The sequence below is a fragment of the Myxococcales bacterium genome (genome assembly GCA_016717005.1).
Classification (GTDB): domain Bacteria; phylum Myxococcota_A; class Polyangia; order Haliangiales; family Haliangiaceae; genus UBA2376.
Genome location: JADJUF010000039.1, coordinates 1,338,497 through 1,354,639, shown reverse-complemented (window position 1 = coordinate 1,354,639; position 16,143 = coordinate 1,338,497). Strand labels below are relative to the sequence as shown.

Genomic DNA, 16,143 nt, shown 5'->3' with positions numbered 1-16,143 from the left:
ACCGCCCTGAAGGGGGGCCCCGTTGCCCCCTGAGCACTGACCAGATGCCTGATTTTATTGGGAACAAGCCCAGGCTCTGGTACGCTGACGACGTGGGTTGCCTCGACGACAACACGGCGGTCGAGTTCGCGACCGGCGAGATGCCCGCGCTGGCGGTGGCCACGGTCGAGGCCCACCTCGCCACCTGTCGCGACTGCCGGACCCTGGTCGCGGCGCTGGCCCCGGCGCCCGGCGACCACGACAGCGATCTGGCGACGCCGGTGCGCCCGGCCCTGGGCAAGCGCGGCGCCCGGGACCTGGCGCTGGCGTCGACCGACGCCCGCCGCGGCAGCGAGCCGCGCCGGCCGATCGATCCGGTGGTCGCGGTCGGCGACACGATCGGGCGCTACGTCGTGCTGCGGCGGATCGGCGCCGGCGGCATGGGCGTGGTCTTCGCGGCCTACGACCCGCAGCTCGATCGCCGGGTCGCGCTGAAGCTCCTGCGCACCGGCATGGGCCTGGGCGAGGGCGAGGCCAAGGCCCGGCTGGTGCGCGAGGCCCAGGCCATCGCCCAGCTCAGCCACCCGCACGTGGTCGCGGTCTACGACGTCGGCACGGCCACGACCGGCGACGTCTACATCGCGATGGAGTTCGTCGAGGGCGACACGCTGACCCACTGGCTGCAGCGCTGGGAGCGGTCGTGGCGCGACGTGATCGAGATGTTCGCCGACGCCGGCCGCGGCCTGGCCGCCGCCCACGCGGTCGGGCTGCTCCACCGCGACTTCAAGCCCGACAACGTGCTGGTCGGCGCCGACGCCCGGGTCCGCGTCACCGACTTCGGCCTGGCCCGATCGCTGGTCACCGGCGGCGAGGACGGCGACGGCCAGCCGGCGCCGGCGATGGCAGCGCTGCGGGTCACGCTGACCGCGACCGGCGCGGTCATGGGCACGCCGCGCTACATGGCGCCCGAGCAGCTGGCCGGCAAGGACATCTCGGCGGCGGCCGACCAGTTCAGCTTCTGCGTGGCGCTCTACGAGGCGGTGTACGGCGCCCACCCGATCGTCGGCGACACCGCGGCCAAGATGCTCGAGGACAGCGCTCGGATGCGGCCGCCGCCCGAGGGCAAGGGCCGCAGCAAGGGCGCGCCGGCCGCGCTGGTCGCGGTGCTGGCGCGCGGGCTCGACCCGGTGCCGGCGCGGCGGTTCGCGTCGATGTCGGCGCTGCTGGTCGACCTCGAGCACGCGCTGCGGCCGCCGCGCCGGCGCTACCTGGCGATCGCCGGCGCCGCGGCGCTGGTGCTCGGCGGCGCGGCCGCGGCCACCGTCGTCAGCATCCGCTCGGCGCCGCCCCGGATCGATCCGGCCGTGGTCGTCGAGCTGCAGCACGAGATCAGCGTGCTGCGGCGCGAGCGCGAGGACCTCGTGGCGCAGATCCAGGACGTGGCCCGCGATCGTGCGCGGGTCGAGACGCTGGTCGAGGAGGTCGCCGCGCGCAACGAGCGCATCAAGGTGCTCGAGCAGCAGCTCGAGGTCGTCGCGGCCAAGATCCCCACGCCGACCCGCCCGACCCGCCCGGTGGTCGTGAGGCCCGGCCTCACCACCGCGGAGATCCGCGATCACGTCGTCCCGATCCACGCCGATCTGCTGGGCTGCTTCGTCGAGTGGGGCGAGCGGACCCAGAACGACACCGGCCGGATCGCGCTGCGGGTCCGCGCCCACCCCGACGGCCACCCGCGCGAGGCGGTCCCCAGCGGCCAGGAGGACGTCGCGCTGCGCGAGTGCGTGGCGGCGGCGGCCCGGCGGGTGACGCTGCCGCGCGGCGACCTGATGACGGTGTTCACGCTCGAGTGCCGGTTCGGCGGCGGCGAGCTGACCGTGACCGTGGGCGACGTCGCGAGCGAGCCGGCGTCGCCGTTGATCGATCACGGGCCGGCGTGATCTTCCCCGCGCGCCGTCAGCGCGATCTGTAGTATTGCGGAGGTCCATGATCCGCCTCGCCTGGTTCGCGACCGCCGCCGCCCTGCTCGTGCCCGCCGTGGGCCGCGCCGCGCCCCCGACCGACGATCGCCCCGCCGCGGCGAACTGGAGCGTGCTCGATCCCGCGCTGGCGCGCGGCTACCAGCTGCCGCCGCCGGGCGCGGTCATGCCCGAGCCGCCCGCGCACGCCGCCGCGATCTCGAACATCCTGTACCTGAACCGCTGCGTCGGTGGCTGTCGGATCACCAAGACCAACTTCCCGAACTCGAGCTCGCTCAACAACTCGACCTGGATCGGCGGCGACATCCCGGTCGGCAGCCAGTACGCGTTCTCGGAGTTCGCTCACGGGCCGACGGTCTGGGCCGAGTTCGTGCAGTGCATGAAGGACATCTACGCGCCCTACGACGTGCAGATCGTCGAGACCGATCCCAGCCCGGCCCCCCACCACGAGGCGATCGTCGCGGGCACCAGCGAGGAGGGCTTCCGCACCGACGCCCTCGGCATCGCCGAGCTGGGCGCCGGGTTCTGCGCGCCCAAGGACAACGCGATCTCGCTCAACTTCGCCAACAGCCACGCGGCGGTCGGCGGCATCTCGCTGGCCCAGAACCTGTGCTGGACCGTGGCCCAGGAGACCGCGCACTCGTGGGGCCTCGACCACGTCATGGAGTGCCGCGACTCGCTCACCTACATGTTCGGCTGCGGCCCGAAGTTCTTCCGCAACGTCAACGCGCCGTGCGGCACCGTCGCCAACCGCGCGTGCGTGTGCGGCGGCAACACCCAGAACTCGCACGGCAAGATCCTGGCGGTGTTCGGCCAGGGCACCGGCCCGCAGGTGATGCCGACCCTGCAGGTGCTGCAGCCGACCGAGGGCGCGTCGTTCCCGCGCGGCACCGCGATCCGGGTGGCGGCCGCGAGCACCCGCGGGCTCAAGAAGATCCTGGTCGACGTCAACGGCTGGCCCTGGGTCGATCAGCCCGCCACCACCAACTCGACCCACCAGGTCACGCTCCCCGACGAGGTCCCCGATGGCGTGATGGCGCTGCGGATCCGCGCGTGCGACGACATCGACGTGTGCGCCGAGCAGACGGTCACCGTGACCCGCGGCGCGCCGTGCACGACCGCCGACACCTGCCTGGGCGGCCAGCGCTGCGACGCCGGCGCGTGCCTGTGGGATCCGCCCACGGTCGACCTCGGCGGCACCTGCGAGTTCGACCAGCAGTGCCTGTCGCGGCTGTGCGGCGACGCCGGCACCGGCGGGCTGACCTGCACCGAGGCGTGCCAGGGGCCGCCCAACGACCTGTGCCCGGACGGGTTCGCCTGCGCGGCGGGCCCCGGCGAGGCCGGCCTGTGCGTCCCCGAGGGCGCGGGCGGCGAGGGCGACGGCGGCTGCTGCTCGGTCGACGGCGGCGGGCGCGGCGCGATGGGCGGGGCGCTCGGCCTCGGCGCGGTGGTCGGGCTGCTGATCGCGCGCCGTCGCCGCCGCCGCGTCGCCGCCGCCGCGTGACCGCCGCCGCGTGACAGCTGGCGTCAGCGATCTTCGCCGTTCTCACGGCGGCCGACCTGTAGTATTGCCGCCATCTATGATCCGCGTCGCCTGGTTCGTGACCGCCGTCGCCCTGCTCGCGCCCGTCGCCGCGCAGGCTGCTCCACCCACGGGTGACCCCGCGTCGGCCGTCGTCGGCCCGCACGCCGCCGACTGGACCGTGCTCGACCCGTCGGTCCGCCGCGGCTTCGCGGTGCCGCCGCCGGGGTCGCCGCCGCAGCCGCCCCCGGCCGAGCACGCGGTGGTGTCGAACATCATCTACGTCAACCGCTGCGTCGGCGGCTGCCGGATCACCAAGAGCGCGTTCCCCAACTCGAGCTCGCTCAACAACTCGACGTGGATCGGCGGCGACATCCCGACCGGCAGCCAGTTCATGCTGTCGGAGTTCGCGTACGGGCAGCCGGTCTGGGACGAGTTCCTGACCTGCCTCAAGGATGTCTACGCGCCCTACAACGTGCAGATCGTCGAGACCGACCCGAGCCCGGCCGCCCACCACGAGGCGATCGTCGCCGGGTTCTCGCGCGAGGCGATGCTCGCCGACGGCATCCTCGGGCAGGCCGAGCTGGGCGCCGGGTTCTGCGCGCCCAAGGACAACGCGATCTCGTTCAACTTCGCGAACGACCACACCGGCATCGCCGGCCTGACGATCGCGCAGAACCTGTGCTGGACGGTGGCGCAGGAGACCGCGCACTCGTGGGGCCTCGACCACGAGTTCGACTGCACCGACGCGCTCACGTACATCCCCACCTGCGGCCAGAAGTACTTCCGCAACAAGCCGGCGCCGTGCGGCGAGAACGCCGAGCGGCCGTGCGTGTGCGGCGGCGTCGCCCAGAACTCGCACGGCAAGATCCTGGCGGTGTTCGGCCAGGGCACCGGCCCGCAGCTGGAGCCGACGCTCCGCATCGACCAGCCCGCCGACGGCGCCACCTTCCCGGCCGGCAACTCGGTGTTCGTGACCGCGTCGAGCCAGCGCGGCCTCAAGCGGGTCGAGCTCTACGTCAACGGCTGGAAGTGGGTCGAGAAGCCCGGCACCGCGGGCACCGTCTACCAGATCGCGCTGCCGACCGAGGTGCCCGACGGCGTGATGGAGCTGAAGGTGCGCGCGTGCGATGACATCGACGTGTGCGCCGAGCAGGCGATCACGGTGACCCGGGGCGCGCCGTGCACCAGCGAGGCCACCTGTCTGGGCGGTCAGCGCTGCGACGCCGGCAAGTGCCTGTGGGATCCGCCGACGGTCGCGCTCGGCGGCGGCTGCGAGTTCGACCAGCAGTGCCTGTCGCTGCTGTGCGGCGACGCCGGCACCGGCGACCTGATCTGCACGCAGGCGTGCCAGGGCCCGCCCAACGACCTGTGCCCGGACGGCTTCTCGTGCGGCGCGGGCCCGGGCGAGGCCGGCGTGTGTGCGCCCGACGGCGGCCCCGGCGACGACGGCGGCTGCTGCAGCGTCGACGGCAGCAGCGGCGCGCCGCTGGTGGTCAACCTGGGCCTGGGCGGGCTGATCGGGCTCGTGATCGCGCGTCGTCGACGCAAGCGCTGACCCGCGCGGCGCGGTGTCGCCGGGGCCAGGATCGCGCTACCCTCGCGGTGATGCGCCTGCCAGCCCTCGTCGTCCTCGCCGCGCTCGCGGTCCCAGCGGTCGCGGCCGCGGACACCTCGAACACCAGCTCGATCGCTCAGCTCATGGTGCTCGAGCCCGGTGACAAGAACTACAAGCTCTTCCACGGCGCGGTCTGGCTCGACATCGACAAGGCCACCACCAACTACCGGTGGGGCGGCGCCCAGTGCGGCAACCGCGAGGTGTCGCCGTCGAACGTCCAGCTGCTGTTCGCGTCGTTCCGGTCCGAGTACAACGTCACCCTCGAGTACGTCGTCAACGAGGTCAAGGGCAAGCAGTACCGCTGCATCACCGGCTTCGCGGTCTCGAAGACCTGATCATGCGGACCTCGATGATCGCCGCGGCCGCGGCCCTGATGCTCGTCGGCGCCTGCGGTGACGGCGACGGCGGCGTGGCCATCTCGGGCGACGCGTTCGTGTTCAACGCCGGCACCGACGGCCGGGTCGTGGGCGGCACCGTCACGCTGGTCGAGGATCCGACCCGGCAGGTGATCACCGCCGCCGACGGCCACTTCGCGTTCGACGGGTTCGCCGCCGGCGACGTGGCCACGTTCGCGCTGGCGTTCCCGGATCACCACCCGATCCAGACCGGGACCTTCACCGTCGGCGCCGCGCCGATCGAGCGCGTGACGTTCCAGGTCGTCCACGAGGCGATCTACACCAACCTCGCCGACATGCTCGGCGTGACGCCGGATCCGACCCGGTGTCAGGTGGTGACGACCGTGACCCGGGTCGGCAAGTCGCTCTACGACGAGGGCGCCCACGGCGAGGCCGGCGCGACGGTGACGATGGATCCGCCGCTGGCGGGCGAGGGCCCGATCTACTTCAACTCGTCGGTCCTGCCCCAGCGCGGGCTGACCGAGACCAGCGACGACGGCGGCGTCGTGTTCCTGCAGGTGCCGGTGGGCGTGTACACGCTGACCGCGACCAAGCCGGGCGTGACGTTCCGGCCGGTCACGATCACCTGTCGGGCCGGGTTCCTGGTCAACGCGTCGCCGCCCTGGGGTCTGCAGGCGCTGTGACCGCGGGCCGCGGCTACGGCGCGAGGTGATCGACCCCGAACGTGAGCTGCGACCCGACGGTCAGCTCGGCGTCGCCGCCCGGGATCGCCACCACGGCCTGGTGGTAGCGGCGCAAGGTCGACGGCGGGCAGTCGCTGCCGGCGCAGACCGTCCAGGCGTTGGTGGGGGGGAAGGCGTCGACCAGCGCCGCGGCGATCGTGATCTCGCCGGCGCTGTCGGCGACGTCGCACTCGATGATCGCGGCGTAGGGCGCGCCGTGGCCGACGTTGTTGGCGTTGATCGTGAGCCGCACCCGCGCGTCGCCCGCGGCCGGGGTCCAGCGCACGGTGTGATCCTCCCCGGGCGTGAGCGTGACGCGATCGCCGAGCGTCGCCACCAGGGCCGGCACGCCGCGCGCGGCCAGCGCGTGGGCCGGCACCGCGTCCCCGGCCAGGGTCGCGGTCACGGTCGCGTCGTCGGCGAACAGCTCGGGGGCGAGCTGGGTCATCGGCTGGTAGTAGCCGGCCGGGCCGGTGAGCGTGAGCGGCGCGACCCCGCCGGTGATCGTGAGCAGGCCGGCGCCGTGGAACCGCGGCGCGCGCTGGCACACGTCGGTGTCGACGCAGACGCTGTCGGCGCAGCCCGGGTCGCACGACGCCGGCGTGAAGGTCTTGAGCACGCACGCGCCAGCTCGGGCGACCTCCTTGTGCCAGCGCAGCGTCGGTCCGTCGAAGTAGTACGCGAGGACGTTGGCGAACGGCGTGACCGCGCCGTCGTCGGGGTTGATCCAGCGATCCTCGAGCACGCGCACCGTACCGAGGACCGGCCCGCCGACGCCGCCGTCGGGGCCGGGCGGCGCGTCGACCGCGGCGTCGACGTCCGCCGGCGACGCGTGATCGCCGCAGGCGGCGCTGGTCAGCGCGACGAGCGCGAGCGCGCGCGCGAGGGTGCGGGTGTGGTGGTGCGCGGTCATGGCGGCTCCTGCTCGGCGGCCAGCCCCGGGAACGGGCGGGCCTGCTTGATCCAGATCTCGCGCCCGGCGGCGCCGTCGACGAGCTTCCACTCGACGTCCATCGGCAGGCGCGCGAACCCGACCGGCGGGGCGTAGCTGCCCGCGAAGTGCGCGCGGATCGCGGCCAGGGCCTGGCCCAGGTCGAACAGCTCGGCCCGGGTCAGGACCGTCGTCCCCGGCGCGATCAGGTTCGAGTGCGTGTAGTACGTGGCCGGCTGGTTGCCGTGGAAGAAGTAGTAGAGCAGCTGGTCGGCGGTGACGCCGGGCGGCGGCGACACGACGCTGGCGTCGGCGAGCTGCGCGTTGACGTAGAAGCCGTCCTCGCCGTCGCCGCCGGGATCGAAGACGTTGGCGGTGATGGCCACGCCGTTGGCGCGCTCGTCGGTGTAGGCCGGCACCACCAGCACCGCCATCGCGACCTCGCGGTGATCGATGCCCGCGTAGTCGCGCTCCTCGAACGCGCGGAAGCCCCAGACGCTGGCCCAGACCGCCTTGACCGCAGCGTCGATCGGCCGCGCGGGATCGCCGACCGCGCCGGCGCTCGACTGGTAGAGCCCGGCGCCGGTGTGCCGGGCCAGATCCTCGGCGTTGGTCGACGACCGGAACTTCCAGCGGACGCCGGGGGACTCGGCCTCGAGCCGGGCGGTCAGCTCGGCCAGGAACCCGGCGTCGAGCGGCGCCGCGCGCAGGTCGGCCTGGAGCGCGGCCAGCATGGCCTTGCGGGTCGCGGCGTCGGCGCGGAAGCCGGGGTCGGCCAGCATCGCGTCGATGCGCGCGTCGAAGCCGTGGGCCACCAGGAAGTCGTGGTAGCGCGCCACCGGGATGGCGACGCCGTCGCGCACGCGGATCGTCGCGAGGTCGCGCAGCGCGCCGTAGTTGGCGGCCTTGCCGCCGACGCGCGCCACGTCGGCCACGCCGACGTCGTCGAGGTCGACGATCGCGCCGCTGCTGTAGTCGGGCGCGGGGATCTGCGCGGGCGGCGGCCGGTGGTCGGCGAACCAGCGGTCGGCAAGGTCGGCGGTGACCTCGACCAGCGCCCAGTCGAACGCGCCCACGGTCAGGCGCACCCAGCGACCGTCGTAGGCGGCCAGCCGGGTCTGGGCGTCGGCCAGCGCCATGTTGGGCGTGCCGCGCTGGCGCGCCAGCACGTTCACGTGCGACAGCGGGGTCTGGTGCTCCTCGGTGATCGTGCCGGCGACGACGGTCAGGTCGTCGGGCACGCGGTCGAGCACGACCAGCTCGCGCGGGCTGACGTAGGTCGTGGCCAGGGCGGCGGCGTCGACGATGCGGACCCGGGCGTAGGTCTCGCCCAGGTTGAGCGCCTGGTAGCTGATGCCGGCCCACAGCGCGTCGGTGGTGACCACGCCGATCCGGGCCGGCAGCTCGGCGGCGCGCGCCTCTTGCTCGCGCGAGCTCGGGTGGAAGCGCAGGCGACCGCCGAGGAAGCTGGCGTCGACGAGCCGATCGAACTCGGTCGCGATCAGCTCGACCGAGGCGGTGTCGTAGGGCGCCAGCTCGTAGGCCCAGACGTCGGGCTCCTCGTAGTACGTGATCGAGCCGAGCAAGAACCGGCGGCCCGGCGTGAAGTACTGATCGACGAACGGCAGCGCCGCGGGGAACCCGAGGTGCGCGACCGCGAACGGCCGGTGCAGCGGGTAGGCGTTGGTGTCGAGGAAGTAGGCGCGGTCGTCGTCCTCGCGATCGATGATGGTCTTGACCGTGAACGCGCCCGGCAGCGCCGCGTCGAGCGGGCGCGCCGCCTGAGCCATGAACTCGGCCGCGCAGGCCAGGTGCTCGCGGGCCGGCAGGGGCCCGCTGTCGTCGCAGACCGGCGCTGGGGCGTCACACGCGGTCAGCGCGGTCAGCGCGGTCAGCGCGGTCGCCAGGGACAGGCTCGCTCGCATCGCGGCCGGGCGAGGAGCAAGCGGCACGCCAGCGGCGCGCGCCCGTGGCTTCGAGTGGTTACGCCGGCGCCGCCTCAGGAATTCGAGTGGTCGGGCCCTGCCGGTCAGGATCACAGTGTGCCCGTCCGCGTCCGTCGTGCCCGTGCCGCCCGGGGCGCCGCGCCCGCCGCGCGGTCACGGATCGAGCGGGATCTTGACCGAGGCGCAGTACCGGAGCACCGCGGCGCGCTCGTTGCGCGACAGCGTCTCGGCGTCGGCGCGGGCCGACTCAGCGTCTCCGAGCTGGCACGACGCGGACACCGCGAGCCGCCGCGCCGCCGAGTTGCCGGGCGCCGCCGCGAGGATCTTGCGGGCCAGGCTGCGACTGCCGACGAAGTCGCCGGTGCGGAACGATGCCCGCGCCTCGTGCAGCGCGGTGAGGGCCTCGTCGGACAGCGGCGGCTCGGTCGCGTGGTCGAGCTGTCCCGTCGCGCGCACGGTCGGCTCGGCCAGGCCGGGTGCAGGCGCCGCGCGGCGTAGATCGACGCGCGGCCCGGGCTGGCCCGGCGCCAGCGGCGCGGCGTCGGTCGTCGCGGTGCGGGTCGCGAGCTCGGCGCGCTCCCCCGCCGCGGTGTCGTCGGTGCGCGGGCGCGGCGACCGTGTGAGCGGGTGATCGGGGCCGCGCGCGATCGCGGGCGCGGTCGTCGGCGCGGTCGTCGGCGCGGTCGTCAGCGCGGGCGGGGACGCGGCGCCGGCGCCGATCGCGCGATACAGGTACAGCCCACCACCGGCGACCACGACAGTGAGTCCGATCACGATCGGCCCGGCGCGCATGCCGAGCCCATACCACGACGGGCGAGTTCGGTCACCCGCGGTTGACGCTCACCGCGGGCATGGGCGAGGGTCGCGGCCATGAAGCGAATGCGCGCATTTCTACTCCTGAGCGGTCTGGCCGCCGCGGTCGGCGTCACCACGCCTGGCTGCGGCGACAGCGGCGCTACCTGCGGCACCGGCACGACCGAGGTCGACGGCGTCTGCGTCGCCACGCCGACGACGTGTGCCACCGGCACCGTGCTGATGGGCACCACGTGCGTGCCCGACGGCACCGTGGTCTGCCAGCAGGGCACGGTCTTCGACGCCCCGACCGGCACCTGCGTCATCGACCCGGCCGCGTGCGTCGACGGCACCACGCTCGTCGACGGCGAGTGCATCCCGGACGACCAGCTGCTGATGGGCGCCGCCGACCACGTCGAGGCGGCCGAGCCCAACGGCCCCGGCGACATGAACGTCGCCGGCTCGTTCGCGACCCCGGCCCTCGACCAGTCGACCACGTTCTACGGCTGCGTCACCGCGACCGAGGACGCCGACGGCGACGGCAACCTCGACGCCGACTACGACACCTGGCTCGTCAACGCCTCGGGCCCGATGGTCCTCGAGGTCACCACCGACGGCATCGGCGGCCTGTCGGCCGGCTTCGTCGTGGTCAGCGCCGACGCCGCCCACCCGGCGGCGCTCGACACCTGGCAGCGCCTCGGCATCAACCTCACCGGCGACACCGCCAAGCGCGAGATCTACCTGCCCGCCGCCGGGCGCTACGCGCTGTTCGTGACCGACGCCCGGTCCCTGTTCCTGGGGCAGGCCGGCGCCGGCACCGCCGACACCTGCTACTTCGCGACCGTCAAGCACGTGGCCACGCCGGCCGCGACCGCGCTGACCATCCCGAGCCAGGCCGGCACTGACGCCGGCAAGGTCAAGCTCTACACCTTCACCGCCGACGGCGCCGGCGACATCCTCGACGTCACGCTCAACGGCGCCGGCCCGGCGCTGCAGCCGGCGTTCGTGGCGCTGCGCGGCACCGCGCTCCACAACGCCCCCGCGCAGGCCAGCACGACGCCGCCGTTCGACACGGTCGGCGGGCTCGACAGCGGCGACGTCGTCACGATCATCGTCGACCCCGAGTACAACTACGGCGTCACGCCGCAGGCGTACACGATCGACTCGTTCGCGATCGACGCGCCGGGGCTGCCGACCACCGGCGGCATGATCACCGTCACCGAGCAGACCGGCGCCCACCCGGCCGCGGCCTACGTCGATCTGAACTACCGCTACTTCGACGTCGCGACCGCCGGGCTCGTGCGGTTCGCGCTGACCTCGTCGGTGGCGGTCGACATGACGATCGTGCGCCGCGACCTGTTCACGCCCGCGGGCGCGTTCGACACCGTCGCCACGATCGACGCGTTCGGCGGCGCCGGGCGCACCAGCTTCGACGGCGAGTTCGTCAAGTTCCTGGCGCCGGGCCGCTACTACTTCGTGACCCAGAACCCGGCGGCGACCGCGCCCGGCGGCACCTACACGATCACCGCGACGATCGCGGCCCAGGCCAGCTCGCCGATCACCCTCGGCACCGAGGTCACCGGCCAGGCGTTGGTCAACGGCAACAGCTTCCACACCCTCGACCTGACCAACCCGATCTGGCTCGAGTTCGGCGCCACCGCGGTCGCCGACTTCGGCGCGGCCAACACGTTCGGCGTCGAGACCTACGACCTCGCGGCCGAGGGCTGGCTGCGCACCGGCGCGGCGCCGACGACGATCCCGACCGGCAACCTCTACCCGGCCTTCGCCGCGACCCAGCCGTCGGCGCCGCCGTTCGCGCCGTTCGGCCGCATCGTCGCCAACGACACGCGCGACTACCTCGTGCGCGTGCGCCCGAGCGGCATCGACGCGCTCGGCGCGGCCCCGACCTACTCGCTGCTGGTGCGGAACCGTCCGAACGTGGTCAACCTCGGCGCGCAGGCCCCGGGCGCGCCGACCACCCAGATGATCACCGCGCTCGACGACACCACGCCGGCCCGCTTCATCGTGCTCGGCGCCGCCGGCAACAACGCCCGCGCGCTCGTCCACCCGCTCAGCGCCGCCGCCGACGTCCGGATCCGCCGCCTGGGCGCGAACGAGGCCGTGACCGCGACCTTCGACGCCGCCGGCGTCGGTGGTGACGAGACCCTGAACGCGACGCTCACGGCCGCCCCGGGCAACTGGGTCGCGTGGACGGTCGAGAACCTGACCGCGGGCACGCCGACCGACGTCACCCAGACCACGACGGTGATCGCCCCGCGGCCCTACGTGGTCACGACCGGCGCGCTGGCGTGGGACGACGCCTGCGTCGGCGGCACGACCCTCGGCACTGGCCAGGACGATCAGCTCTTCAACGCCCAGACCCTGCCGGGGGCGTTCGCGACGTTCGCGCTGTTCGGCGAGGTGGTTCCCGCCACGTTCCGGGTCGGCGCGAACGGCTGGATGTCGTGGGACACCGGCTCGGTCTCCTTCGGCGCGTACCAGAACCGGCCGATCCCGACCGCGACCGCGCCCAACGGCGTGCTGGCGCCGTTCTGGCAGGATCTCGACTCGGTGACGCTGTGCCGCAAGGACGTCGCCACCGTCGGCGCCGAGACCGTGACCTACCAGTGGACCGGCAACGTCTACCAGTCGGGGCCGACGCAGCGGGTCCAGTTCCAGGTGGTCATCCACGCCAACGGCGTGCTCGACTTCATCTACGGGCCGATGCAGCTGTCGAACTGCGCCTTCGACGACGGCGACGGCACCGGCTGCACCGTCGGCGCCGAGAACCTCGGCGGCACGTTCGGCCAGCAGATCCACTTCAACACGGCCTCGGTGACGGCCAACACGTCGCGGACCCTGACCCCGATGTGACCGCGGTCGGCGCCGCCGGGCGCCGCACCAGCCGAAATCGCGAACGGCCGCGCGCGCGTGCGAGCGGCCGTCGGTCGTTTCGGGGCCACCGGGCGAGGCGGCGCGCGGGCGGGTAGCGGACGGCGGTCGACGCCGGCGTCGAGCTCGATCGCCGAAATGACGAACGGTCGCGCGCGCGCGTGCGAGCGGCCGTCCGATTTCCGGGGCCACCGGGCGAGGCGGCGCGCGGGAGGGTCGCGGACGGCGCGTCGTCGCCGGCGGCGAGCCCCATCGCCGAAATGACGAACGGCCGCCCGCGCGTGCGAGCGGCCGTCGGGCGTTTCGGGGCCACCGGGCGAGGCGGCGCGCGGGCGGCGGGTCAGCTCACGGCGCGTCGACGCCGGCGTCGAGCTCGATCGCGGCGTCGACGCCGGCGTCGAGCTCCATCGCGGCCGGGCACGTGCCCAGCGCGGTCGGCAGGGTCGCGCCCGTGATGCGGACCGCGGCCCAGGTTGAGCCGCCGACGTCGAGCGGTCCGACCGTGCCGGTGGCGGTGCCGCACACCGAGTCCATCGACCTGATCGTGCCGGTCAGGTTGACGTCGAGCGGGTACTCGGTGCCGGACACCGGATTGGCGTCGCCGGGCAAGGTCCCGACCAGGTGGGCGACGAAGGTCGCGGTGTCGTCGACCGCGACGCCGTTGGCGACCACCGGCGCGCCGACCGGCACCCGCTCGTCGGGGCTGGCGATGGCGAAGGTCTTGAGCGGCTGGTAGCTGCCGTCGAGGGTGCCGGTCGCGCCCGCGGAGGTGATGTTCCAGGTGACGCGCATCTGCACCAGGTTGCCCTGCGCCACCGACGGGTCGACCGCGAGCAACCAGTCGCCGTCGATGTCGGGGATCATGTCGACGATCGGCGCGTCGATCGTGCTGGCGTCGATGTGCGGGAGGCGCTCGTCGTACTCGTCGAACCGCTTGCGCGCATCGACGCAGGCGACGACCGGGACTACGCTCACAGCGAACACCAGGGCGCGCGCGCGTCGGGTTGACAAGAGTTTCAGCATGCCTGCAAACTTTCATCCCGTAAGCCCCCCCACGTCAAGCCTACTTCCCCCGAGCCGGCGAACCACCATGCGATCTGTCACGCGTCTGTCCACTGTCCTGATCGCGCTCGCCGCCGGGATCCCCGCGGTGGCGCACGCCGGCGGCTTCTCGACCACGCGGTTCGGCGGCGAGGACGGCCACGCCGCGACCTCGGATCCGACGGCGTTGTTCTACAACCCGGCCGGGATCGCGCACAGCACCGGCACCCACGCCTACGTCGAGGGGCTGTTCATCTACCGGACCGTCGACTACGACCGCGCGGTCGGCGCGATCGACAACGCCCGCGACGGCGCGGCCGGCACCCCGACCGCCGCGGTCGATCGCAACAGCGGCAAGGCCACGCTCGCCAACACGCTGGTCAGCCCGTTCCTGGGCATCGTGACCAACGATCTGATCAAGGGCGTCGGCATCGGCGTCGGGCTGAGCGTGCCGTTCGGCGGCCAGGCGTCGTGGGACAAGGACGAGCCGGTTCGCCAACGACGCGACCTACCCGGGCGCGGTCGACTCGTCGGCGCGCTGGGCCTCGATCGAGGGCGCGCAGAAGTCGATCTACTACACGCTCGCGGCCGGCTGGCGGACGCCCGACGGCCGGTTCAGCGTCGGCGGCGGCCTCAACCTGGTGCAGTCGAACCTGTCGCTGGTGCGCGCCCGCAACTTCGATGGCACCGACGACCTGGTCCGCGCCGACGGCTCGATCGCCGAGGGCCGCAGCCTGCTCGAGGTCGACAGCCTCGACCTGTCGGCGTCGATCGGCGTGATGTGGAAGCCGACCCCGTGCTCGCGGATCGGCCTGTCGTACCACTCGCAGCCGGGCTTCGGCGACATGACCTTCACCGGCACGCTCACGAACCAGTTCGGCGACTCGGCGCCGACCGCGATCGACGTCGAGCTGCGCCAGCAGCTGCCCGACGGCGTGCGCGCCGGCGGTGTCTGGCGCGCGGCCACCAACGTGGTGCTCCACGCCGCGTTCGACTGGCAGCGCTGGTCCAGGTTCAAGAACCAGTGCTTCGTCACCCCCGGCGCGCCCGGGTCGACGTGCGACGCCGACGCCGACGGTCTGGTCGTCGACTCGGGCCCGCTCGTGGTCAACATCCCGCGGGCCTGGCAGGACACGATCGGCGTGCGCGTCGGCGGCACCTACGAGGTCAGCGACGCGCTGCACCTCAAGGGCGGCCTCCTGTACGACTCGAACGCGGTGCCCGACGCGACGATGGACCCGGCGCTCATGGACATGGCCAAGGTGATCCCGCAGCTGGGCGTGCGCTACATGACCGGCAAGGTCACGGCGACCGCGACCCTGGGCCACGTGTTCTACATGGACCGCACCACCGCGCCGCGCGCGGTCGATCCGACCGGCAAGAACCGCAACCCCGACATGGCCGGCGACTACTCGCAGGCCGTGACCTACGTGCTGCTCGGCGTCGGCGTCGGGATGTGAGCGACGTCGCGGCCCACCGGGCCGCGGCACACTCGCTGTCGTCGCGCGTTCACGGTCGCGGCGAGCAGTTCCGGCAGGTTGGCGGCGGGCGTGGGTCGGCATCGCGGTTGCTCTATCGACGGGCATGCCTACTCTCTCTCGCCTCGCCCTCCTCCTCGCCGCGCTGCCCTTCACCTCCCTCGTCGCCTGCACCTGGAACGAGGTCGAGACCGGCAAGAACGGCCTGGTCCAGCTCACCCCGGACGACTGCGGCCAGCTCGGCTGCGACCTCGGCGACGGCGTCGCCGTCGGCGGCGCGCTGACGATCCGGCTGTCCGGCACCAACGGCCGCAGCGCCGCTGACCTCGACCTGGTGTCGAGCGCGCCGTGGGTGCTCGACGTGCTCAGCGCCGATCGCTTCGGCTCGGAGCCGGAGTTCCGCGTGCTCGGCACCGGCGCCGGGCGGGTCGATCTGATCATCGTCGATCGCGCCGGCTACGAGATCGACTACCTGCCGGTCGAGGTCGCGACGATCAGCGACCTCGGCATCGAGGCCGACGCCGCCGGCATGACCGAGCTGTCGGTGATCGGCGCCGACCGCGCGTTCCAGGCGCCGGCCGGGGCCGAGGTCCAGCTCGACGTGGCCGGCCGCGCGTTCGGGCACGAGCTGACCGGCGACGTGCAGTACCTGGTCGAGCTCGACGCCGCGATCGCGGCGGGCATGCGCGGCGACGCCGACGTCGCCCGCGGCCACATGCACCTGACCATGCCGGCCGGCGACCACGCGCTGCGGATCACCGCGCCCGGCGGCGCCAGCCAGCGCGTGCTCCTGCTCGGGCGGTGACCGCGCCGCGCGCGGCGACGAGCGGCGAGGTCCGCCCGCGGGCGCTCCTGCTCGGGCGGTGACCGCGCCGCGACGACGAGCGGCG

Annotated in this window: 11 protein-coding genes and 1 pseudogene; 8 read left to right on the top strand and 4 right to left on the bottom strand. The window is 73.6% G+C overall.

The window, feature by feature from the left end; genetic code table 11:
• Positions 1-140 precede the first annotated feature (140 nt).
• From IPL61_36705 to IPL61_36685, 5 genes and pseudogenes are all read left to right on the top strand, one after another.
• Positions 141-1,028 (top strand): annotated as a pseudogene (locus IPL61_36705) (protein kinase).
• Between the two features lie 934 nt (positions 1,029-1,962).
• Positions 1,963-3,459: a hypothetical protein gene (locus IPL61_36700; GenBank protein MBK9036733.1), complete on the top strand. Its 1,497-nt coding sequence runs from the start codon at positions 1,963-1,965 to the stop codon at positions 3,457-3,459.
• 76 nt (positions 3,460-3,535) lie between these two features.
• On the top strand, positions 3,536-5,035 hold the full coding sequence (locus tag IPL61_36695) for a hypothetical protein (GenBank protein MBK9036732.1): 1,500 nt from the start codon (positions 3,536-3,538) through the stop codon (positions 5,033-5,035).
• Between the two features lie 50 nt (positions 5,036-5,085).
• Positions 5,086-5,430: a hypothetical protein gene (locus tag IPL61_36690; GenBank protein ID MBK9036731.1), complete on the top strand. Its 345-nt coding sequence runs from the start codon at positions 5,086-5,088 to the stop codon at positions 5,428-5,430.
• A gap of 2 nt (positions 5,431-5,432) precedes the next feature.
• Complete coding sequence (locus IPL61_36685; GenBank protein ID MBK9036730.1) at positions 5,433-6,134, top strand: hypothetical protein; 702 nt, start codon at positions 5,433-5,435, stop codon at positions 6,132-6,134.
• Between the two features lie 13 nt (positions 6,135-6,147).
• On the opposite strand, the gene IPL61_36680 is transcribed toward IPL61_36685, so the two are convergent.
• From IPL61_36680 to IPL61_36670, 3 genes are all read right to left on the bottom strand, one after another.
• Positions 6,148-7,086 (bottom strand): hypothetical protein, encoded by a 939-nt coding sequence (locus IPL61_36680; GenBank protein MBK9036729.1) that lies wholly within the window; start codon positions 7,084-7,086, stop codon positions 6,148-6,150.
• Positions 7,083-9,029, bottom strand: a complete 1,947-nt coding sequence (locus IPL61_36675) for a hypothetical protein (GenBank protein MBK9036728.1) — start codon at positions 9,027-9,029, stop codon at positions 7,083-7,085. Before IPL61_36675 ends, IPL61_36680 begins: the two co-directional genes overlap by 4 nt.
• Positions 9,030-9,203: 174 nt before the next feature.
• Positions 9,204-9,842 (bottom strand): hypothetical protein, encoded by a 639-nt coding sequence (locus IPL61_36670; GenBank protein MBK9036727.1) that lies wholly within the window; start codon positions 9,840-9,842, stop codon positions 9,204-9,206.
• A 78-nt stretch (positions 9,843-9,920) separates the two neighbouring features.
• Here IPL61_36670 and IPL61_36665 point away from each other — a divergent pair, with 78 nt between their 5' ends.
• Positions 9,921-12,716 carry a hypothetical protein gene (locus tag IPL61_36665; GenBank protein ID MBK9036726.1) on the top strand — a complete coding sequence of 932 codons (2,796 nt, stop codon included), beginning with the start codon at positions 9,921-9,923 and terminating at the stop codon, positions 12,714-12,716.
• 363 nt (positions 12,717-13,079) lie between these two features.
• Here IPL61_36665 and IPL61_36660 read toward each other — a convergent pair whose 3' ends face one another.
• Positions 13,080-13,745, bottom strand: coding sequence for a hypothetical protein (locus tag IPL61_36660; protein MBK9036725.1), 666 nt, complete (start codon positions 13,743-13,745; stop codon positions 13,080-13,082).
• A gap of 578 nt (positions 13,746-14,323) precedes the next feature.
• On the opposite strand from IPL61_36660, the gene IPL61_36655 reads away from it, so the two are divergent.
• A complete protein-coding gene (locus IPL61_36655) occupies positions 14,324-15,235 on the top strand; it encodes an outer membrane protein transport protein (protein ID MBK9036724.1) in 912 nt (303 codons plus the stop codon).
• Positions 15,236-15,359: 124 nt separating this feature from the next.
• A complete protein-coding gene (locus IPL61_36650) occupies positions 15,360-16,058 on the top strand; it encodes a hypothetical protein (GenBank protein MBK9036723.1) in 699 nt (232 codons plus the stop codon).
• Positions 16,059-16,143 lie beyond the last annotated feature (85 nt).

Bases quoted from the DNA above. Each gene is read 5' to 3' on its own strand.
- IPL61_36680 (MBK9036729.1), bottom strand. From the start codon at position 7,086: ATGACCGCGCACCACCACACCCGCACCCTCGCGCGCGCGCTCGCGCTC.
- IPL61_36670 (MBK9036727.1), bottom strand. From the start codon at position 9,842: ATGCGCGCCGGGCCGATCGTGATCGGACTCACTGTCGTGGTCGCCGGT.
- IPL61_36685 (MBK9036730.1), top strand. From the start codon at position 5,433: ATGCGGACCTCGATGATCGCCGCGGCCGCGGCCCTGATGCTCGTCGGC.
- IPL61_36650 (MBK9036723.1), top strand. From the start codon at position 15,360: ATGCCTACTCTCTCTCGCCTCGCCCTCCTCCTCGCCGCGCTGCCCTTC.
- IPL61_36665 (MBK9036726.1), top strand. From the start codon at position 9,921: ATGAAGCGAATGCGCGCATTTCTACTCCTGAGCGGTCTGGCCGCCGCG.
- IPL61_36700 (MBK9036733.1), top strand. From the start codon at position 1,963: ATGATCCGCCTCGCCTGGTTCGCGACCGCCGCCGCCCTGCTCGTGCCC.
- IPL61_36695 (MBK9036732.1), top strand. From the start codon at position 3,536: ATGATCCGCGTCGCCTGGTTCGTGACCGCCGTCGCCCTGCTCGCGCCC.
- IPL61_36675 (MBK9036728.1), bottom strand. From the start codon at position 9,029: ATGCGAGCGAGCCTGTCCCTGGCGACCGCGCTGACCGCGCTGACCGCG.
- IPL61_36690 (MBK9036731.1), top strand. From the start codon at position 5,086: ATGCGCCTGCCAGCCCTCGTCGTCCTCGCCGCGCTCGCGGTCCCAGCG.